The organism is Halomonas sp. SSL-5 (assembly GCF_030708455.1).
Taxonomy (GTDB): domain Bacteria; phylum Pseudomonadota; class Gammaproteobacteria; order Pseudomonadales; family Halomonadaceae; genus Halomonas.
The window spans coordinates 1-18,928 of record NZ_JAUYWF010000004.1 but is presented as its reverse complement, the minus strand read 5'-3'; the positions used below and the strand labels follow the sequence as shown (position 1 = coordinate 18,928).

Annotated in this window: 21 protein-coding genes; 19 read left to right on the top strand and 2 right to left on the bottom strand. The window is 68.9% G+C overall.

The window, feature by feature from the left end; all coding sequences use genetic code 11:
* On the top strand, positions 1-654 hold the full coding sequence (locus RAN53_RS05355) for an HAD-IA family hydrolase (protein ID WP_305795789.1): 654 nt from the start codon (positions 1-3) through the stop codon (positions 652-654).
* A 3-nt stretch (positions 655-657) separates the two neighbouring features.
* Positions 658-1,755 (top strand): signal peptide peptidase SppA, encoded by a 1,098-nt coding sequence (gene sppA / locus RAN53_RS05350; protein ID WP_305795788.1) that lies wholly within the window; start codon positions 658-660, stop codon positions 1,753-1,755.
* 160 nt (positions 1,756-1,915) lie between these two features.
* Here sppA and RAN53_RS05345 read toward each other — a convergent pair whose 3' ends face one another.
* Positions 1,916-2,506 carry a Maf family protein gene (locus RAN53_RS05345; RefSeq protein ID WP_305795787.1) on the bottom strand — a complete coding sequence of 197 codons (591 nt, stop codon included), beginning with the start codon at positions 2,504-2,506 and terminating at the stop codon, positions 1,916-1,918.
* A gap of 100 nt (positions 2,507-2,606) precedes the next feature.
* Between RAN53_RS05345 and RAN53_RS05340 the strand changes: the two genes are divergently transcribed.
* The 16 genes from RAN53_RS05340 (at position 2,607) to RAN53_RS05265 (ending at position 16,352) form a co-directional block, all read left to right on the top strand.
* Complete coding sequence (locus RAN53_RS05340) at positions 2,607-3,134, top strand: YceD family protein (RefSeq protein WP_305795786.1); 528 nt, start codon at positions 2,607-2,609, stop codon at positions 3,132-3,134.
* Positions 3,135-3,166: 32 nt separating this feature from the next.
* Positions 3,167-3,337, top strand: a complete 171-nt coding sequence (gene rpmF / locus RAN53_RS05335; RefSeq protein ID WP_305795785.1) for a 50S ribosomal protein L32 — start codon at positions 3,167-3,169, stop codon at positions 3,335-3,337.
* A 44-nt stretch (positions 3,338-3,381) separates the two neighbouring features.
* Positions 3,382-4,443 (top strand): phosphate acyltransferase PlsX, encoded by a 1,062-nt coding sequence (plsX, locus tag RAN53_RS05330; RefSeq protein ID WP_305795784.1) that lies wholly within the window; start codon positions 3,382-3,384, stop codon positions 4,441-4,443.
* Positions 4,444-4,460: 17 nt separating this feature from the next.
* Positions 4,461-5,420 (top strand): ACP S-malonyltransferase, encoded by a 960-nt coding sequence (gene fabD, locus RAN53_RS05325; RefSeq protein WP_305795783.1) that lies wholly within the window; start codon positions 4,461-4,463, stop codon positions 5,418-5,420.
* A gap of 31 nt (positions 5,421-5,451) precedes the next feature.
* Positions 5,452-6,195, top strand: a complete 744-nt coding sequence (gene fabG / locus RAN53_RS05320; RefSeq protein ID WP_305795782.1) for a 3-oxoacyl-ACP reductase FabG — start codon at positions 5,452-5,454, stop codon at positions 6,193-6,195.
* Between the two features lie 133 nt (positions 6,196-6,328).
* Positions 6,329-6,562: an acyl carrier protein gene (acpP, locus tag RAN53_RS05315; RefSeq protein WP_008956801.1), complete on the top strand. Its 234-nt coding sequence runs from the start codon at positions 6,329-6,331 to the stop codon at positions 6,560-6,562.
* 211 nt (positions 6,563-6,773) lie between these two features.
* Positions 6,774-8,012, top strand: a complete 1,239-nt coding sequence (gene fabF, locus RAN53_RS05310; protein ID WP_305795781.1) for a beta-ketoacyl-ACP synthase II — start codon at positions 6,774-6,776, stop codon at positions 8,010-8,012.
* A gap of 16 nt (positions 8,013-8,028) precedes the next feature.
* Entirely contained in the window at positions 8,029-8,832 is an 804-nt protein-coding gene (gene pabC / locus RAN53_RS05305) for an aminodeoxychorismate lyase (protein ID WP_305795780.1), read from the top strand.
* Between the two features lie 25 nt (positions 8,833-8,857).
* Entirely contained in the window at positions 8,858-9,865 is a 1,008-nt protein-coding gene (mltG, locus tag RAN53_RS05300; RefSeq protein ID WP_305795779.1) for an endolytic transglycosylase MltG, read from the top strand.
* A gap of 10 nt (positions 9,866-9,875) precedes the next feature.
* Entirely contained in the window at positions 9,876-10,520 is a 645-nt protein-coding gene (tmk, locus tag RAN53_RS05295; RefSeq protein WP_305795778.1) for a dTMP kinase, read from the top strand.
* The gene (locus RAN53_RS05290; protein ID WP_305795777.1) at positions 10,508-11,518 is read left to right on the top strand and encodes a DNA polymerase III subunit delta'; all 1,011 of its coding nucleotides are present in this window, start codon (positions 10,508-10,510) and stop codon (positions 11,516-11,518) included. The genes tmk and RAN53_RS05290 overlap by 13 nt, the downstream gene beginning before the upstream one ends.
* 31 nt (positions 11,519-11,549) lie before the next feature.
* Positions 11,550-11,885, top strand: a complete 336-nt coding sequence (locus RAN53_RS05285) for a PilZ domain-containing protein (RefSeq protein WP_305795776.1) — start codon at positions 11,550-11,552, stop codon at positions 11,883-11,885.
* A gap of 40 nt (positions 11,886-11,925) precedes the next feature.
* Positions 11,926-12,774 carry a TatD family hydrolase gene (locus tag RAN53_RS05280; protein ID WP_305795775.1) on the top strand — a complete coding sequence of 283 codons (849 nt, stop codon included), beginning with the start codon at positions 11,926-11,928 and terminating at the stop codon, positions 12,772-12,774.
* Between the two features lie 10 nt (positions 12,775-12,784).
* Positions 12,785-13,345, top strand: coding sequence for a DUF1285 domain-containing protein (locus RAN53_RS05275; protein WP_305795774.1), 561 nt, complete (start codon positions 12,785-12,787; stop codon positions 13,343-13,345).
* Entirely contained in the window at positions 13,336-15,531 is a 2,196-nt protein-coding gene (locus RAN53_RS05270; RefSeq protein ID WP_305795773.1) for an ATP-dependent helicase, read from the top strand. Before RAN53_RS05275 ends, RAN53_RS05270 begins: the two co-directional genes overlap by 10 nt.
* Entirely contained in the window at positions 15,528-16,352 is an 825-nt protein-coding gene (locus RAN53_RS05265; RefSeq protein ID WP_305795772.1) for a sulfurtransferase, read from the top strand. The genes RAN53_RS05270 and RAN53_RS05265 overlap by 4 nt, the downstream gene beginning before the upstream one ends.
* A 110-nt stretch (positions 16,353-16,462) precedes the next feature.
* Here RAN53_RS05265 and RAN53_RS05260 read toward each other — a convergent pair whose 3' ends face one another.
* Positions 16,463-18,130 (bottom strand): electron transfer flavoprotein-ubiquinone oxidoreductase, encoded by a 1,668-nt coding sequence (locus tag RAN53_RS05260; protein WP_305795771.1) that lies wholly within the window; start codon positions 18,128-18,130, stop codon positions 16,463-16,465.
* A 376-nt stretch (positions 18,131-18,506) separates the two neighbouring features.
* Between RAN53_RS05260 and RAN53_RS05255 the strand changes: the two genes are divergently transcribed.
* Positions 18,507-18,928, top strand: a 422-nt coding sequence (locus tag RAN53_RS05255) for an electron transfer flavoprotein subunit beta/FixA family protein (RefSeq protein ID WP_305795770.1), incomplete at its 3' end; no start/stop codon positions are given.

The following is an 18,928-nucleotide window of genomic DNA, read 5'->3' as shown; positions in this document are numbered from 1 at the left end:
ATGCGTTATCGACTGGTGATCTTCGACTGGGATGGCACCCTGATGGACTCCGCGGCGCGGATCGTCGCCTGCATGCAGGCGGCTTCCCGGGATGCCGGCTGGGGTGAGCTCGCACCGGCGAGTATCCGCAATATCATTGGCCTGGGGCTTCCCGAGGCGATCGCCTCCCTGTGCCCGGGCATCGACCCCGACCGCGCCGAGCTGCTGCGTAGCCGCTACGCCTGGCACTTCGTGGAGGGCAACGACACGCCCATGGCCTTCTTCCCCGAGGTGGAGGCGGGTATCGCCGCCCTGCGCGGTCATGATGGCAGGCGCCTGGCGGTGGCCACCGGCAAGAGCCGGCGCGGCCTCGATCGCGTCTTCCAGGAGAGCGGCAGCGGTCACTGGTTCCATGCCAGCCGGACCGCCGACGAGACCCGCTCCAAGCCCCATCCGCTGATGCTCGAGGAACTGCTGGCGGAGCTCTCCGTGCCGCTGGCGGAGGCGGTGATGGTGGGGGATACCGAATATGACCTGGAGATGGCCCGGGCCATCGGCATGGATCGCGTGGCGGTCACCTGGGGCGTGCATGCGCCCGAGCGCCTGGCGGCGAGTCGGCCGGCCTTCACCGCCGAGGCGGTTCCCGAACTGTTCGACTGGCTGCAAGGGAGATAGACGATGTCCGATGAGCGCAATGAGCACGAAGAGGGCCGGGATCCCTGGACCCATGGGCCGGAACTGAGCCGCGACGAGGCCAGGGCGCGTCGCCAGGCGGTCGGCCCGGACGAGGTGTCTGCCGGCGAGGATGCCGAGGCCCTGCGCGAGCGTCAGCGCCTCGAACAGACGGCGATGATGGGGCGCTGGATCGACGGCGTGCTCGCCGAGCAGCGGCGCGCGCGGCGCTGGAAGCTGTTCTTCCGTTTCCTGTTTGCAGCGCTGATCCTGGCCTCGCTGTCGATTACCCTCTATGGCCTGCTGGCTGGGGCACCCTCGGTGGGTGGGACGGAGGGGCCGCACCTCGGAGTGGTCAAGGTGGAGGGCGTGATCGAGGCCGATGGAACCGCCAGTGCACAGCGCATCAATGCCGGCCTGAAACGCGCCTGGGAGGCCGAGCAGAGCCGTGCGGTGGTGCTGCATATCAACAGTCCCGGGGGCAGCCCGGTGCAGTCCCAGCGCATCTTCGACGAGGTGATGCGGCTGCGCGGCGAGGGTGACAAGCCGATCATCGCGGTGATCGAGGATATCGGTGCCAGCGGTGCCTATTATATCGCCGCCGGTGCCGATGAGATCATCGCCGCCCCGGCCAGCCTGGTGGGTTCCATCGGGGTGATCTACGCAAGCTTCGGCTTCAAGGAGGCGATCGACCGCCTGGGCGTGGAGCGCCGCGTCTATACCGCCGGCGACAACAAGGCCTTCCTCGACCCCTTCTCGGAGGTGGCCCCGGAGCAGCGCGAGTTCTGGCAGTCGGTGCTGGACAGCACCCACGACCAGTTCATCGCCGCGGTACGCGAGGGGCGCGGCGAGCGGCTGAGCGATGACGACGCCCTGTTCAGCGGCCTCGTCTGGAGCGGTGAGCAGGCCCTCGAGTTCGGTCTGGTGGACTCCCTGGGTAGCCTCGATACCCTGGCGCGAGAGCGGCTCCCCGAGCCCAGGCTGCGCGACTACACTCCGCGCCTGGATCCCTTCGAGCGTCTGTCGCGGCAGTTTGGCCGGGTGGCCATGGAGTGGCTGGGGGTGCCGCGGGCCGAGTCGCCGGTGCGTTATCAGCTACCTTAAGAGCGCCGAGCTTCAAGCGCCGAACAGGCTGGCGGCACTGATCCGAGCGGCGCCGGGGACAAGTCGTAGAGGGGGTCCTATGCCATGGATGGCATCGGTAGCGCCCAGGGAGGGGTTCACAGCGCCCCCTCAGAGACTTGTCGCCGGAAAAGCCGCGGCTTCAGGCTGCGGGCCCCAGCGGGTCCAGGCCCGCCTCGCGCAGCAGGGCGCAGAGTCGAATCAGCGGCAGGCCGATCAGGGTGTTGGGGTCGTCGCCCTCGAGGCGTTCGAAGAGGGTGACCCCGAGCCCCTCCATGCGGAAGCTGCCGGCGCACTCCAGGGGCTGTTCCCGTTCCACATAGTTCGCGATCTCGTCTTCGCTGAGGGTGCGAAACACCACGTCATAGGTCTCGTGGCAGACCCGGTGGCGGCCGTGGCGGGTATCCACCAGCGCCAGGCCGGTCAGGAAGTGCACCCGGTTGCCCGAGAAGCGTGCCAACTGGGCGCGAGCGGCGGCGAGGTCGGCGGGCTTGCCGAGGACTTCGCCGTCGAACAGCGCCACCTGGTCGGAGCCGATGATCAGGTGCTGTGGCCACTCGTCGGCCAGATGCTGCGCCTTGGTGAGTGCCAGGCGATGCACCAGGCCGCTGGGCGACTCGCCGGGGCGGGGGCTCTCGTCGATGTCGGGGCTCTGCCAGGCATAGGGGAGCCCCAGGCGGTCGAGGAGCTGGCGTCGCCAGCGTGATCCGGAGGCGAGGACGAGGCGTGGCATGTGGGTTCTCCAGGCTGTCGGTAACGCCGCAGGTTAGCACGCTGTCCGGTGCCACGGCGGCTTTGACAGGGGCGGGGCGAGTGCCTATCATTGCGCGCCTATGTTGACCACACGACTCCCTGGCAGGGTCGAGCCCTACAAGCTCGCCGCCCGTGCCGAACACCTGGAAGGGCTGATGGCCCTGGACGCCTTCGAGCGACTGACCGAAGCGGTCGGTCAGCAGCAGGGCGATGTCGAGGTGTGGCTGGATTTCACCATCGACCCCCAGGGCCGCCGCGAGATTCACGGGCGGCTGCACGCCGTGCTGCAGTTGCCCTGTCGGCGCTGCCTGCGCCCCATGGCGCAGGACGTCGAGAGCGAGTTTCTGCTCGGCATGGTCACCAGTGACGCCCTGGCGGCCGAGTTGCCCAGCACCCATGAACCGGTGCTGGTGGAAGACGAACAGCTGAACCTGCTGACGGTGGTCGAGGATGAACTGATCCTCAGCCTTCCCCAGGTGGTTTACCACGACGAGGCCGACTGTGCGGTCTCTCGCGACCAGCTGACCAGCGGGGAGGATGCCGTGGCATCCCGCGAGCCCGCAGCCAGCCCCTTTGACGTGCTCCGGCACCTCAAGGGCAAATCCTGATTCATTACCGATTCACTCTGGAGTGACATCCCATGGCAGTTCAAAAGAACCGCAAGACCCGTTCCAAGCGCGGCATGCGTCGCAGCCACGACGCCCTGAGCGCCCCGGCCCTGTCCCAGGACAAGGAGACCGGTGCCACTCACCTGCGTCACCACGTCTCTCCGGATGGCTTCTACCGTGGTCGCAAGGTCGTCGACGCGTAAGTCGACGACGCGACCTGCGGTGACCCCCGGCCCCTGATCCCCTCATGCGAATCGCCATCGATGCGATGGGGGGAGACCTCGGGCCCCGTGCCACGGTGCGCGGCGCGGCCGGGGCGGCCCTCCAGGATACTCGTCTCGCGCTCCGCCTGTTCGGCCCCCGGGCCCGACTGGAGCGCGAGATCGCCAGCCTGCCGCGGCGTCTCGCCGCGGCGGGTTCGCGTATGGAGGTCGTGGATGCCGCCGGCGAGATCGCCCCGGGGCAGCGCCCCTCCGAGGCGTTGCGCCATGGCGACGACAGCAGCATGGCGCGCATGCTCGACTGCGTGGCCTCGGGGGAGGCCTCTGCCGGCGTCAGCGGAGGGAATACCGGGGCCTTGATGGCCCTGGGGCGGCGGGCCCTGGGCACCGTGGCCGGCATTCCCCGTCCGGCGATCAGCACCGCGATCCCCACGCGCGAACAGGGGCGCTGCTACCTGCTCGACCTGGGCGCCAATGTCGAGGCCTCCGCCGACCGCCTGGTGGACTTCGCCCGCATGGGCGAGGTGATGGCACGCCATGTGGATGGCCTGGCGCGGCCGCGGGTGGCGCTGCTCAACGTCGGCGTCGAGGGCATAAAGGGCACCGCCAGCGTGCGCCAGGCGGACGCCCGGCTGCGCGAGCTGCCGGAGTTCGACTACCGCGGCTACGTCGAAGGCGACGGTATCTTCGCCGGGGCCGCCGACGTGGTGGTGTGCGACGGCTTCGTCGGCAACGCCGTGCTCAAGGCCAGCGAGGGCCTGGCGCGGATGCTGGTGGCGCGGGTCCAGCAGACCTTCGAGGCCCACTGGGGCAGCCGCCTGGTGGGGTTGGCGGCGCGGCCGGCGCTGCGTCGGCTGCGCGCCGAGCTCGACCCGGTGCGCTACAACGGGGCCAGCCTGCTGGGGCTTGCGGGTATCGTGGTGAAGAGCCACGGCGGCGCCGACGCCGAAGGGTTCCGCTATGCCGTGCTGCGCGCCATGCAGGAGGTGGAGCACGACCTCCCGCGGCGACTGGCGCGGGAGCTGGGCGGCGCTCCACGGCATTCTACTTCTCGCGCCGGTGCGACCGGCGGCGATGACAGGCAATAAAAGCAAAGGTGACCAAGATGACTCAACCGCTCGCCCTCGTGTTTCCCGGACAGGGTTCCCAGCAGGTCGGCATGCTGCGGGAGCTGGCGGAGCGCTACAGCGTGGTGGGCACGACCTTCGAGGAAGCCTCGGAGGCCCTCGGTTACAACCTCTGGCAGGTGGTCCAGGAGGGACCCGCCGAGGCGCTCAACGCCACCGCCTGCACCCAGCCGGCGCTGCTCACCGCCAGCGTGGCGATCTGGCGCATCTGGCAGGAGCTCGAGGGGCCGCGCCCCGGTGCCATGGCCGGCCACAGCCTCGGCGAGTACAGCGCCATGGTCTGCGCCGGGGTGATGCCCTTCGCCGAGGGAGTCAGGCTGGTCAAGCTGCGCGGTGAGGCCATGCAGGCCGCGGTGCCGGCGGGGCAGGGCGCCATGGCGGCGATCCTGGGGCTCGACGATGCCGTGGTGGAACAGGCCTGTGCCGAGGCGGCCCAGGGCGATGTGGTCTCGGCGGTGAACTACAATGCCCCGGGGCAGGTGGTGATCGCCGGCAGCAAGGCGGCCGTCGAGCGCGCCATCGCGGCCTGCCAGGAGGCGGGCGCCAAGCGTGCCATGCCGCTGCCGGTATCGGTGCCTTCCCACTGTGCCCTGATGGAGCCAGCTGCCGAGCGCCTGGCCGCCGCGATGGGCGAGGTGACACTCAAGGCACCGCGCTATACCGTGTTCCAGAACGTCGACGCCCAGGCCCATGCCGACATCGATACCCTGCGCACGCGGCTGATCGAACAGCTCTATCGCCCGGTGCGCTGGACCTCGTGTGTCGAGGCCATGAGCCAGCGGGGCGCCGAGGTGTTCATCGAGTGCGGGCCGGGCAAGGTGCTCACCGGCCTGGGCAAGCGAATCGCCCGTGGCAGCAAGGGGCTGGCGGTCAATGATCCCGACAGCCTCGACGCCGCCCTGGAGCTGGCACGCGGTGCGGCCGCAAGCAACGGTTGACCTCTTTCCACCGGATGAAGGCGTAATTCACATGACTAGCGAAACCAGAGTCGCCCTGGTCACCGGGGCCAGCCGCGGCATCGGCCGGGCCATCGCCCACGAGCTGGGCCGCCAGGGGCGCATCGTGATCGGTACCGCGACCAGCGACGCCGGCGCCGAGAAGATCGATGCCGACCTCAAGGCCCAGGGCATCCAGGGTGCCGGTCGGCGCCTCGATGTCACCGACCAGGAGAGCGTCGACGGCCTGGTCAAGGCGATCGGCGAGGAGTTCGGGGCGCCGACCATCCTGGTCAACAATGCCGGGATCACCCGCGACAACCTGCTGATGCGGATGAAGGAGGGGGAGTGGGACGACGTCGTCGACACCAACCTCAAGTCGGTCTATCGCGTCAGCAAGGCCTGCCTGCGCGGCATGACCCGCGCGCGCTTCGGCCGTATCGTCAGCATCAGCTCGGTGGTGGCGAGCATGGGCAACCTGGGGCAGACCAACTATGCTGCCGCCAAGGCGGGCATGGAGGGCTTCACCCGTGCCCTGGCCCGTGAAGTGGCCTCGCGCGCCATCACCGTCAATGCCGTGGCGCCGGGCTTCATCGCCACCGACATGACCGGGGCCCTGCCCGAGGAGCAGCACAAGGCGCTGCTCGCACAGATTCCGCTGGCGCGCCTCGGTCAGCCCGAGGAGATCGCCGCGGCGGTGGGCTTCCTCACCGGCGAGACGGCCAGCTATATCACCGGCGAGATTCTGCATGTCAACGGCGGTATGAACATGCGTTGAGAGGTGCCGGGTCCGGCGGTTGCGCCGGCCCCGGGGGCTCTATACACTACCCCGCAGCTTCCGGCTTGCGGATCTGGAACCCCAAACGGCTGGTCATCTGGACGGCCAATGTGAACGACTGGAGTACGTCATAATGAGCACCATCGAAGAGCGCGTTAAGAAGGTTGTGGCCGAGCGCCTGAACGTCAAGGAAGAGGACATCCAGAACAGCTCCTCCTTCACCGAGGACCTGGGCGCCGACTCCCTGGACACCGTCGAGCTGGTCATGGCGCTCGAGGAGGAGTTCGACACCGAGATTCCCGACGAGGAAGCCGAGAAGATCACCACCGTTCAGGAAGCCATCGACTACGTCAACGCCCACCAGTAAGCCTGGTGGCGGTCGATACCGCTTGCTGATGCTCGGGGCCGTCCTCGCCGGAACGGCCCCTGGAAAGCCGCCCCAAGGGGCGGCTTTTTCGCACCCGAACGGCACGCGTGTGGCTTGTCGGGGCGGCATGTCGCGGGGAGACTCGTTATAATGCGCCGAAACAGGCGGCCCGCTCGGGCCGCAATCATCCTGGACGCCTGGAGGAACGCTGATGACACGTAGACGGGTAGTGGTGACGGGCCTTGGCCTGGTCACGCCGGTGGGGAATAGCGTGGAAGAGAGCTGGCGCAACATCGTGGCCGGCAAGAGCGGCATCGCCCCCATCCAGCACTTCGATGTCAGCGGCTTCAACACGAGCTTCGGCGGTTCGGTGAAGGACTTCGATATCAGTCCCTATCTGAACCCCAAGGAAGCCCGCAAGATGGATCTGTTCATCCAGTACGGCATGGCGGCCGGGGGGCAGGCGATCCAGGATGCCGGTCTCGAGTGCACGGAGGAGAACGCCGGTCGCATCGGGGTGGCCATCGGCTCCGGCATCGGCGGGCTGCCGATGATCGAGCACAACCACAACGCCCTGCTGAAGAGCGGGCCGCGGCGCATCTCGCCGTTCTTCGTGCCCGGTTCGATCATCAACATGATCTCCGGTAATCTGGCGATCCAGCATGGCTTCCGCGGTCCCAATATCGCGATCACCACCGCCTGCACCACCGGCACCCATAACATCGGCTACAGCGCGCGGACCATCGCCTATGGCGACGCCGACGTGATGGTCTGCGGTGGCGCCGAGATGGCCACTACGCCGCTGGGCCTGGGTGGCTTCTCGGCGGCACGGGCGCTGTCTACCCGTAACGATGACCCCCAGGCCGCCAGCCGCCCCTGGGATCGCGACCGCGACGGCTTCGTGCTCTCGGACGGTGCCGGCGTACTGGTGCTGGAGGAGTACGAGCATGCCAAGGCGCGCGGGGCGACCATCTACGCGGAAATGGCCGGTTTCGGCATGAGCGATGACGCCTATCACATGACAGCCCCCCCCGAGGACGGCAGCGGCGCGGCCCTGTCCATGGCCAACGCCGTGCGTGATGCCGGCCTCGACCCGGCGGCGATCGACTATATCAACGCCCACGGTACCTCGACGCCCGCCGGGGATCTCGCCGAGAGCCGCGCCGTCAAGCGCGTGATGGGCGAGTCGGCCAGGTCGGTGGCGGTGAGCTCCACCAAGTCGATGATCGGCCACCTGTTGGGCGCCGCCGGTGCCGTGGAGGCGGTGTTCTCGATACTGGCGATCCGTGACCAGGTCGCGCCGCCCACCATCAACCTGGACAACCCCCAGGAAGGCTGTGACCTCGACTATGTGCCGCATACCGCCCGGGAGATGAAGATCGACGTGGCGCTGTCGAACTCCTTCGGCTTCGGTGGCACCAACGGCACCCTGGTCTTCACCCGGGTCTGAGGAGGGTGAGCCCCGCGTGAGTGAGCAGGCTGCCTGGCCGCTGGACGATCGCGGCGCCGCCTATGGTGATGGCCTCTTCGAGACCATCCTGGTCAGGGGTGGCCGCCCGCTGCTGTGGGACGAGCATCTGGCGCGGTTGGCCCGGGGATGCCATGTTCTGGGCATTCCCATGCCGGCAGAGCATGACCTGGCCGCCCCCCTGGCCGAGGCCGGCCCCGGGCTCGAGGTGCTCAAGCTGACGCTCACCCGGGGCAGCGGCGGGCGCGGCTATCGTCCGCCGGCATCCCCCCGGCCGCGGCTGCGCTGGCAGCTTGCCGACTTTGCTCCCGTCGAGTCGCGCTGGCAGATGGGGGTGCGGGTGCGCCACTGTCGGCTGCGCCTCGCCAGCCAGCCGCTGCTCGCCGGGATCAAGCATCTCAATCGCCTGGAAAACGTGCTGGCGCGGGCCGAGTGGAGCGACGACGGCATTGCCGAGGGGCTGCTCAGCGATGAGGCGGGGCGCCTGATCGAGGCCACCGCCATGAATCTCTTCTGGCAGCGTGCCGGGCGGCTGGAGACCCCGCGTCTCGAGCGCTGCGGGGTGGCGGGCACCCTGCGTGAGGCGTTGATCTCGCGCCTCGATATCCACGAGGTCGAGGCGGGAGACGAGGCGCTGGTGGGTGCCGAGGCGGCGTGGCTGGGCAACTCCGTGCAAGGCGTCTGGCCGGTCGTGCGCCTCGATGATGCGGCAGGTGCCGAGCGCTGCCGCTGGACGCTCGGCGCCGCACATCGCTCCTTCCAGGCCGAGGCCCACGCCCTGCTGGGCTACGCCTGCCCCTGACCCCTATCGACTCACGAGGACTCCGATGCGGCGAGTGCTGATCTTCCTGCTTGTGCTGGCCATGGTGGTTGCGACGGCCCTGTTCGGGGGCTATCGCTACTGGCAGTCGCGCCTGGCGGCCCCCATCGCGATCAGCGAGACGATGCTCTATGAGGTGCCCCGCGGGGCCGGCTACCATCGTGTGGTGGGCGACCTGGCGGCCCAGGGCGTGATCGAGGATGACTGGGCCTTCCGCGCACTGGCGCGCCTCGAGCCCGAGAGCCTGCCGCGGCTGCGCCCCGGAGAGTTCCGGCTGGAGCCCGGCATGAGCGGTCGCGAGCTGCTCGAACTGCTGGGCAGTGATCGTATGGTGACCTATCCACTCACCATCCCCGAGGGCTGGACCTTCCGCCAGATGCGTGATGCCCTGGATGCGGCGCCCAAGCTCGAGCACCGCACCGACGGGCTCGATGCCGAGGAGGTGATGGCGCTGCTCGACCGCGAGGGGGAGCATCCGGAGGGCTGGTTCTTCCCCGACACCTACCTCTATCACAAGGGCAGCAGCGACCTGCAGATCCTCGAACAGGCGCTCACCCGGATGGAAGCGACCCTCGAGGCGGTGTGGGCCGAGCGCGCCGACGACCTGCCGCTGGAGAGCCCCTACGAGGCGCTGATCATGGCCTCGCTGATCGAGCGCGAGACGGGCGCCCCCGAGGAGCGTCGCGAGATCGCCGGGGTCTTCAAGCGTCGCCTGGAGCGCGGCATGCGCCTGCAGACCGACCCCACGGTGATCTATGGCATGGGCGAGCGCTACGCGGGCAACATCACCCGCGCCGACCTGCGCGAGGCGACCCCCTACAACACCTACGTGATCGACGGCATGCCGCCCACGCCGATCGCCCTGCCCGGGCGGGATGCGCTGGAGGCGGCGGTCGACCCGCTGCCCGGCGAGACGCTCTACTTCGTGGCTAAGGGCGACGGCACGCACCACTTCTCGCGCACCCTGCGCGAGCACAACAACGCGGTGAATCGGTATATCCGCAATCGCCAGTAAGGAGAGCCACATGGCCGAGCGCGGACGCTTTATTACCCTGGAAGGAGGCGAGGGGGTGGGCAAGTCCACCAATCTCGCGCGGGTCGTCGGCTGGCTCGAGGCACGCGGCCTGGAGGTCGTGCAGACCCGCGAGCCCGGCGGCACGCCCCGCGCCGAGGCAATCCGCCGCCTGCTGCTCGACCCCGATGAGCCGGAGCCACTGGATGACGACGCCGAGTTGCTGCTGGTGTTCGCCGCCCGCGCCCAGCACCTGGCCCGGGTGATTCGCCCGGCGCTCGCTCGCGGCGCCTGGGTGGTATGCGACCGCTTCACCGATGCCACCTTCGCCTACCAGGGCGGGGGGCGGGGCATCGACGGCGCGCGCATCGCCGAGCTCGAGGCCTTCGTCCAGCAGGGCCTGGCGCCCGACCTGACCCTGCTCCTCGACATGCCCATGACGGCGGCCCAGCGGCGCCTGGATCGGCGCGGCGAGCGGCGTGACCGCTTCGAGCAGGAGCGTGCCGAGTTCTTCGAGGCGGTCCGCCGGGCCTACCTGGCGCGAGCGGCCGATGCGCCGCAGCGTTTCGCCGTCATCGACGCCGCCCAGTCACTGTCGGCGGTCGGCGAGCAGATCGAGGCGGTGCTCGAGGCAAGGATGGCAACATGGCAGAGCTGAACGCGACGCCGATCACCACCCTGGAGCCGCTGCCCTGGCTGGGCGAGCGCTTCGCCGAGCTTGGCCGCCTGGCCGACAGCGGACGTCTGCCCCACGCGCTGTTGATCTCCGGGCCGCGCGGCGTGGGCAAACGCTCGCTGGTGGATGCCCTGGCCGCCCGCACCCTGTGTGCCGAGCCCGGCAGGCTGGCCTGCGGTCACTGCCATGGCTGTCGCATGCTGGCGTCCGGCTATCATCCCGACCTGATGAGCATCGAGCTCGAGGAGGGCAAGCGCCAGATCCGCATCGACGCCATCCGCGAGATCAACCATTTCGTCTCCCAGACCGCCCAGCAGGGCGGCTACCGGGTGATCCTGATCGCACCCGCCGAGGCGCTTAACGTGGCGGCCGCCAACGCGCTGCTCAAGAGCCTCGAGGAGCCCGGCGAGCGGACCCTGTTCCTGCTGCTCTCGGATATTCCCTCCCGGCTGTTGCCGACCATTCGCTCGCGCTGCCAGCACTGGAACCTGGCGACGCCCGCCGCGGCCGACTGCCTGCCCTGGCTGACCGAGCGCCTCGGTGACGCCCAGAAGGCACGCTTCTGGCTGACCGTGGCCGGCGGCATGCCGCTCGAGGCGCTGCGGCTGGCCGACCCCGAGGCCAGGGCCCTGCGCCAGCAGCTGGTCGAGACGTTCGAGGCGCTGGTGCGGGGTGCCGAGCCCGTGGCCGAGGCGGCCCGGCTCGACCGCCAATCCATCGATGCCATCCTGTGGTACGGTATCGCCTGGCTCGAGGACCTGATTCGCCTGGGGCTCTCCGGCGAGAGCGGTGGCTTGTGCAATCCCGACCTGTTGCCGCTCTATCGTCAGGCGGTCAAGAATGCCCGGGTGCGCGACTGGTTCCGCCTGCTCGATTACGCTCGCGAGGAGCGCCGGCTGCTGGCCGCCGGCGGTAATCCCAACCCCCAGCTGGTGCTGGAAGCCTGGTTGGTGCGCTGGTCCGCGCTGCTGCGCTCGTGATGCGGCGCCCGATAACGTTAAGGAGGGGCCCATGGCCGCCCAGAAGGCTCTGTCGCTGAACATCCAGGACGTCCAGACCCTGCTGTCGGCGTATATGCCGGCGCTCGAGCGGGGCGGCATCTTCGTGCCCACTCGCGAGCGCTATGAACTGGGCCAGCAGATCTACCTGCTGCTGACGCTGCCCGGCGAGAGCGAGCGCGTGCCGGTCACCGGCCAGGTGGTGTGGGTCTCGCCGGAGGGTGTCACCGGCCGCCGCATGCCGGGGGTGGGCATCCACTTCAGCGCCGCCGACCAGACCGTGCGTGACCGCATCGAGAACCTGCTCGCCGGGCATCTCGACAAGGGCATGCCGACCTATACGCTCTGAGCCTCGACCGGAGCCATTCACTCTATCGGTACTTCACTGCATGTTCGTTGATTCCCACTGCCATCTCGACCGACTCGACCCCTCCACCCACAACGGCGACCTCGCCGCCACCCTGGAAGCCGCCCGGGCACGCGGGGTCAAGCAGTTCCTGGCCATCGGCGTCACCCTGGATGACGTTCCCGGCGTCGCTGCCATCGCCCGGGAGCATGCTGACGTGGTGATCTCCGCCGGTGTCCACCCCCTGCACCGGGTTGCCGAGGAGCCGACCCTCGAGGCCATCAAGGAGACCGCCGACCGCTACGGCGCGGTGGCCATCGGCGAGTGCGGGCTGGACTATCATTATCTGGAGAAGGCGCCGGACCAGGTGCCCTCCCGGGAGGTCCAGCGCGAGCGCTTCCGCCGCCAGCTGATCGCCGCCAGCGAACTGGAACTGCCGGTGATCATCCATACCCGGGAGGCACGCGACGAGACGCTGGCGCTGATCCGGGAACATACCGATCCCGCTGTCGGCGGCGTGCTGCACTGCTTCACCGAGGACCTCGAGATGGCCCGGGAGGCGGTGCGCCACGGTTTCTATATCTCGCTGTCCGGGATCGTGACCTTCCATAGCGCCAAGGCGCTGCGCGAGGTCGCCAGGCAGGTGCCCCTGGACCGGCTGCTGATCGAGACCGACAGCCCCTACCTGGCGCCGGTGCCCCATCGCGGCAACCCCAACGAGCCGGCCTGGGTGGTGGAGGTGGCCGAATGCATCGCCGCCGAGCGCGGTATCAGCGTGGATGAGGTCGCCATGCAGACCACCGCCAACTTCTATCGACTGTTCCGTGCCGCCGCCCCGGAGGCCTCCGAGGAGATGCGTGGCATCCTGCAGGGCGCCGGACTGGTCAAGTAGGAGGAAGACGATGGACCTGGAACCGCTGGTCGCACGCATCGACCCCGAGGGCGAGATTCCTCCGGTGGGGGACTGGCACCCCGAACACGCCGGCGAGATGGACCTGGTGATCGCCGCCGATGGGCGCTGGATCCACGAGGGCACCGTCATGTCGCGTCCGCGGCTGGTGCGCCTGCTCTCCACCATCCTGCGTCGGGAGGCCGATGGCCGCCATGCGCTAGTCACTCCGGTCGAGAAGCAGCTGATCCAGGTCGAGGACCGCGCCTTCCTGGTGGTCGACGCCGAGCGAGGCGCCGACGGCCTCTGGTGGCTGACCACCAACATGGGCGACCGCCTGGCGCTGGATGCCGATCATCCCTTCACCCTCAGCGAGACGCCCGCCGGCGAGTGCGTGCCCGAGGTCCCGGTGCGCTTCGGCCTGGCCGCGCGCCTCGGTCGCAACGTCTTCTACCGGCTGGTCGAGGAGGCCGTGCCGTTCACCCTGGGTGACGGGCGCGACGCCCTGGGACTCGAGAGCGGAGGCGCCTGGCATCCGCTGGGCCTGGCCGACGGCGAGGCCACGTGCGGCTGACCGATGAACAGCGCGCCGTGGTCGAGCATGGCGCCGGGCACGCGCGTGTCGCCGCGGTGGCGGGATCCGGCAAGACCACCACCATGGTGGCGAGGGTGCTGCACCTGCTCGAACGGGGGGTGGCGCCGCAGCGTATCCTGGTGCTGATGTTCAACCGGTCGGCACGCGAGGACTTCCAGGCGCGCCTGGCGGCCATGGCCCCCGCGGGCCAGCGGCTGCCGGATGTGCGCACCTTCCACTCCTTGGGCCACCGGCTGAGTGGCAGCCTGACCCGCTGGGGGGCGCTGGCGCCCCGCCAGCTGCTCACCGCCGACTGGCAGCTCGAGCGCCTGCTGCGCCAGGCCACCCAGCTCTCCCTGGGGGACCAGGACGCCGAGGCCAGGGAGTCGGCGCTGGATGCCGATCGACTCGAGGCCCTCGCCCACTTCTGTGCCCTGGTGAAGGCCGAGATGCTGCCCGCCGCCGAACTCCACGAGCGGCTGGATTACGGCGAGGAGACCCGCTACTTCCCGGCCGCCTTCGAGCGGGTCGAGGCGCTGCTGGAGCAGCATGGCCTGATGGGCTATGCCGACCTGCTCTATCGCCCCCTGCGCGCGCTGGAAGCGGATGGCGGCCTGCGCGGTCGCATCCAGGGCTACCTCGATCACGTGATCATCGACGAGTATCAGGACATCAACGTCGCCCAGCAGCGGCTGCTGGCGCTGCTCGCCGGCGAGCGTGCCGAGGTGATGGCGGTGGGGGATGCCAACCAGTGCATCTACGAGTGGCGTGGTGCCCATCCGGAGACCATGCTCCAGCGCTTCACCGCCACCTTCGGGGTGGCCGTGGACTATCCGCTCTCCACCACTTTCCGCCACGGTCATGCCCTGGCGCTGGCGGCCAACCACGCCATCGAGGCCAACCGACGTCGCCCCGACCAGCAGTGCCTGGCGGCCCCCGGCAACCCGCTGACCCGGATCGAGGCCGGCCAGGGCAGTCGTGGCCTGCTGGATGGCCTGGCCGCGTGGCAGCGGGAGGGCCGGGCGCTTGCCGAGGCCTGTGTGCTGGTGCGCAGCTGGGCCCTCTCCGTGCCGCTGCAGCTGGCGCTGCTGCGCGAGGGAATCCCCTTTCGCCTGGCGCGGGAGGACCGCTTCGTCTTCCGCCTGCCGCTTGTGCAGGCGCTGGCCGGCTACCTGCGCCTGGCATGTGACCCAGGCCTGCTGCGTGATCCCGCGCATCTCGCGTTGCTGTTCGGTCAGCCGACGCCCTTCGTGGCCCGCGAGCGCCTCGAGGCACTGGCCCGGCAGCTGGCCCAGAGCCAGCGCTGGCCGGGGCCCCATGACCCGCTGCTGGCTCCCTTGAGGCCCCACCAGAAGCGTACCCTCAAGAAGCGCTGGGCGCTGCTCTGTGAATTGCCACGGCTGGCGACCCGCCCCCCGGTCGAGTTGCTCGAGTACGTGGTGGCCGAGGTCGATGCCGAAAAGGTGCTCAAGCGTGCCGCGGCGCGTCGCGACAAGGGCGAGGAGGATGTGCGCCTGCTCGACGTGCTCAAGGAGCAGGCCGGCGAGCTGGGCAACGATACCGAGGCCTTCGTGGAACTGCTCAGCCGCCCGGTGGAGAACCGCGATGATGGCGTGCTGATCAACACCGTGCACGGTGCCAAGGGGCTGGAGTGGCCCCTGGTGGCCCTCGCCGGCGTCAACGAACAGGACTTTCCCCACTACACCCGCGACAACCCGCTGTCGCCGCAGCGGCTCGAGGAGGAGCGCAGGCTCTTCTACGTGGCGATCACCCGGGCCCGGGAGCGGTTGCTGCTGCTGCATGATGGTGGCGACCATCGTCCCAGCCGCTTCCTCGCCGAGAGTGCCTGGGAGGAGTGTGATCGCCTGGCCCGACGACTGGGCGGGGAGGGCGAAGGGGCCATCGAGGTGTCGCGTCCCGCGCTGGTGCGTCACTACCTGGCGAGGCTGGGCCACGAGCTGCCGCTGGTCGACAGCGGCGATGGAGTCGCCGAGGCCAGGCGTGACTACCGCGACTTCGACGTGGGCCAGCGCCTGCGCCATGCTGTGTTCGGTGAAGGCGAGATCGACCTGGTGGAGGGGGATCCGGACAACCCGGTGATCGAGGTGCGCTTTCGCCATGCCGGCCGACGACGGTTGATCGCTCGCCGGGCGCCCATCGAACTGCTCAACGGAGAACGCGCATGAGCCAACCCTTGATCGCCGCCTGGGAGCTGGAGGAGGCCCTGGAGGGGGCACGACCCCCGCGGTTGCTGGACTGCCGGGCCCGCCTGGGGGATCCCGATGCCGGCCACGGCCTGTGGTGGAAGGCCCACCTGCCGGGCAGCCACCACCTCGACCTGGATCGTGACCTGGCGGCGCCGCCGGGGGAGGGCGGGCGTCATCCCCTGCCGCGACAGGAGGCGTTTACCGCGACCCTCCAGCGCCTGGGGGTGAGGCCGGATGTGCCGGTGGTGGTGTACGACGACATGGGCGGGCAGCTGGCCGCCGCACGGGCCTGGTGGATGCTGGCCTGCTGGGCCGGTCACCCCGATGTGCGGGTGCTGGACGGTGGCATCCAGGCCTGGCTGGGACACGGTGGTGAGCTGCGCGAGGGCGATGACGTGGCGCCGCGTCCCGCCGACTGGTCTCCCGCCTATCGCGACGATGCCTGGGTCTCGGCGGAGCAGGTCTTCTCGGGACGCGCCCTCAAGCTGGATGCCCGCAGTCGCGAGCGCTTCAGCGGCCAGGCCGAGCCCATCGACCCGGTAGCCGGCCATGTCCCGGGAGCGATCTGCCGCCCCAGCGCCGAGAACCTGGGCGCCGATGGTCACTTCAAGAGTCCCCCACGACTCGACGAAGAACTGCCCCGGGCCGAGCAGGCCGTGGCCTACTGTGGCTCCGGGGTCACCGCCTGCCACACCATCCTCGCCTATGCGGTGGCCGGCCGGCCGCTGCCGCGCCTCTATCCCGGCTCCTGGAGCGAGTGGATTCGCGACCCGGCGCGTCCGGTGGCGACCGGCGACTGAGCCGGGCTTCGTCCGGAGCTGTCAGCCATACACTTGAAGCTGGAAGAAGAATCGCCCCCATGGTCTTTCCATGGGGGCGATCGTCATTACGCTACTTGCTGGCTTGCAGCTTACATATTGGGGTAGTTCGGCCCGCCGCCGCCCTCCGGCGCCACCCAGGTGATGTTCTGGGCCGGGTCCTTGATATCGCAGGTCTTGCAGTGCACGCAGTTCTGGAAGTTGATCTGGAACTTGGGGTTACCTGCGTCATCCTCGACCACCTCGTAGACCCCGGCCGGGCAGTAGCGGCTTGCCGGCTCGGCGTACTCCGGCAGGTTGTCGCGGATCGGCAGCTCCGGGTCGGCCAGCTTCAGGTGGCAGGGCTGGTCCTCCTCGTGGTTGGTGTTGGAGAGGAACACCGAGGAGGGCTTGTCGAAGGAGAGCTTGCCGTCGGGCCTGGGGTAGTCGATCTTCTCGAATTCGCTGGCCGGCTTCAGTGCGGCATGGTCCGGGGTGGTGTCGTGGACGGTGGGCAGCTTGCCCCGCAACAGCTGGTCGGCGAAATTGTAGGCGCCGCCCATGACGGTGCCGTACTTGTGGATTGCCGGGCCGAAGCTTGAGCTCTCCTTGAGCTCGGCGTAGGCCCAGCTTGATTCCCACTTCTCGGTGAAGGCGGTGAGTTCCTGGCCGCCCTCGTCGCCCCTGGCCACCGCCTCGAACACCGCCTCGGCGGCCACCAGTCCGGACTTCATGGCGGTGTGCAGGCCCTTGATCTTGGCGAAGTTGAGGGTGCCGGCGTCGCAGCCGATCAGCAGGCCCCCGGGGAAGGTCATCTTCGGCAGGCAGTTCAGCCCGCCCTTGGCGATGGCCCGGGCGCCGTAGGCGACCCGCTTGCCGCCCTCGAGGTGCTTGGCCAGCACCGGGTGGTGCTTCATGCGCTGGAACTCGTCGAAGGGCGAGAGCCAGGGATTCTGGTAGGAGAGGTCCATGATCAGCCCCACCACCACCTGCTGGTTGTCGCCGTGGTAGAGGAACCAGCCGCCATGGGTGTGCTTGTCCAGGGGCCAGCCGGAGCCGTGCAGCACCAGGCCGGGCTCGTGCTTCTCGGCGGGCACGTCCCACAGCTCCTTGAGGCCGATGCCGTAGTGCTGGGGGTCCTTGCCCGCGTCGAGGCGATACTCCTCGATCAGGCGCTTGCCGATATGCCCCCGGGCGCCCTCGGCGAACAAGGTGTACTTCGCCCGCAGCTCCATGCCCGGCATATGGCCGTCCTTGGGCTGACCATCGGCGCCCACGCCCATGTCGCCGATCAGGATGCCCTTGACCACGCCCTCCTCGACGATCGCCTCCTGGGCGGCGAAGCCCGGGAAGATCTCCACGCCCAGCCCCTCGGCCTGCTCGGCCAGCCAGCGGCACAGGTTGCCGGCGCTGATCACGTAGCGCGTGATCTCGCCACCGGTGTTGTGCATGGAGGGGGGCACCAGGGCGTTGGGCAGCTTCTGGCCCTTCTCGGCGTCCTTGAGCAGGTAGACCTCGTCGCGGCTGGCCGGGGTGGTCAGCGGTGCGCCACGCTCCTCCCAGTCGGGAAACAGCTCCTGCAGGGCGCGGGGCTCGAAGATGGCGCCGGAGAGGATATGGGCGCCGACCTCGGAGCCCTTCTCCACCACGCACACGGAAAGCTCCTGTTGCGCCTCGCTCGCCTGCTGCATCAGCCGGCACGCCGAGGCCAGCCCGGAAGGGCCCGCGCCGACGATGACGACATCGAATTCCATGGATTCGCGTTCGACTTGTTCTTCCATCTGTTCTCTCCTGGCTGCCCGAATCGACGGTGATGTGCCTGCCACCAACGTCGAACCAATTTAAAACGGTCGTTTGCTTCTAGCCTATCCCCATGATAGGCATAATAGGTCAATGAGGTCACCCCTGCGATCGCCCAATGCCGGTGTCATGCCGGTCGGGGATTCGGAGAGGGGGCCAATATTGGGATTGTTGCCGTGCGCAAGGGTATGGCACATTGGAAGAGTTTTTTCGATGCGGCGCCTATCAAACGCTCGCATGAAACATATAAGAGCATGCCACGCCGTTCTATGCGGCCTGTTTCAGGTAGGTGCGAAGTGCAGTTCCGCACCATTGGATTTGTGATGGTTCAACTCCCGAGAACCAAGCGAGGAAATCATGAAAGTACTCGTCGCGGTCAAACGCGTCATCGACTACAACGTCAAGATCCGCGTCAAGCCGGATAACTCCGACGTCGACCTCACCAACGTCAAGATGGCCATGAACCCCTTCTGCGAGATCGCCGTGGAAGAGGCGGTGCGCCTGAAGGAAAAGGGCGTGGCCACCGAGGTGGTCGCCGTGACCGTCGGCCCCAAGGCCGCCCAGGAGCAGCTGCGTACCGCCCTGGCGCTGGGCGCCGACCGCGCCATCCACGTCGAGACCGACGAACGCGTCGAGTCGCTGGGCGCGGCCAAGGCCCTGGCCAAGCTGGTGGAAGAGGAGCAGCCGGGCCTGGTGATCCTCGGCAAGCAGGCCATCGACACCGACAACAACCAGACCGGCCAGATGCTCGCCGCCCTGACCGGCCTGCCCCAGGGCAC

What these genes read in the sequence shown, in the direction of transcription:
- RAN53_RS05355 (WP_305795789.1), top strand. Translation starts at nt 1, where the DNA reads ATGCGTTATCGACTGGTGATCTTCGACTGGGATGGCACCCTGATGGAC.
- sppA (WP_305795788.1), top strand. Translation starts at nt 658, where the DNA reads ATGTCCGATGAGCGCAATGAGCACGAAGAGGGCCGGGATCCCTGGACC.
- RAN53_RS05345 (WP_305795787.1), bottom strand. Translation starts at nt 2,506, where the DNA reads ATGCCACGCCTCGTCCTCGCCTCCGGATCACGCTGGCGACGCCAGCTC.
- RAN53_RS05340 (WP_305795786.1), top strand. Translation starts at nt 2,607, where the DNA reads ATGTTGACCACACGACTCCCTGGCAGGGTCGAGCCCTACAAGCTCGCC.
- rpmF (WP_305795785.1), top strand. Translation starts at nt 3,167, where the DNA reads ATGGCAGTTCAAAAGAACCGCAAGACCCGTTCCAAGCGCGGCATGCGT.
- plsX (WP_305795784.1), top strand. Translation starts at nt 3,382, where the DNA reads ATGCGAATCGCCATCGATGCGATGGGGGGAGACCTCGGGCCCCGTGCC.
- fabD (WP_305795783.1), top strand. Translation starts at nt 4,461, where the DNA reads ATGACTCAACCGCTCGCCCTCGTGTTTCCCGGACAGGGTTCCCAGCAG.
- fabG (WP_305795782.1), top strand. Translation starts at nt 5,452, where the DNA reads ATGACTAGCGAAACCAGAGTCGCCCTGGTCACCGGGGCCAGCCGCGGC.
- acpP (WP_008956801.1), top strand. Translation starts at nt 6,329, where the DNA reads ATGAGCACCATCGAAGAGCGCGTTAAGAAGGTTGTGGCCGAGCGCCTG.
- fabF (WP_305795781.1), top strand. Translation starts at nt 6,774, where the DNA reads ATGACACGTAGACGGGTAGTGGTGACGGGCCTTGGCCTGGTCACGCCG.
- mltG (WP_305795779.1), top strand. Translation starts at nt 8,858, where the DNA reads ATGCGGCGAGTGCTGATCTTCCTGCTTGTGCTGGCCATGGTGGTTGCG.
- tmk (WP_305795778.1), top strand. Translation starts at nt 9,876, where the DNA reads ATGGCCGAGCGCGGACGCTTTATTACCCTGGAAGGAGGCGAGGGGGTG.
- RAN53_RS05290 (WP_305795777.1), top strand. Translation starts at nt 10,508, where the DNA reads ATGGCAGAGCTGAACGCGACGCCGATCACCACCCTGGAGCCGCTGCCC.
- RAN53_RS05285 (WP_305795776.1), top strand. Translation starts at nt 11,550, where the DNA reads ATGGCCGCCCAGAAGGCTCTGTCGCTGAACATCCAGGACGTCCAGACC.
- RAN53_RS05280 (WP_305795775.1), top strand. Translation starts at nt 11,926, where the DNA reads ATGTTCGTTGATTCCCACTGCCATCTCGACCGACTCGACCCCTCCACC.
- RAN53_RS05275 (WP_305795774.1), top strand. Translation starts at nt 12,785, where the DNA reads ATGGACCTGGAACCGCTGGTCGCACGCATCGACCCCGAGGGCGAGATT.
- RAN53_RS05265 (WP_305795772.1), top strand. Translation starts at nt 15,528, where the DNA reads ATGAGCCAACCCTTGATCGCCGCCTGGGAGCTGGAGGAGGCCCTGGAG.
- RAN53_RS05260 (WP_305795771.1), bottom strand. Translation starts at nt 18,130, where the DNA reads ATGGAAGAACAAGTCGAACGCGAATCCATGGAATTCGATGTCGTCATC.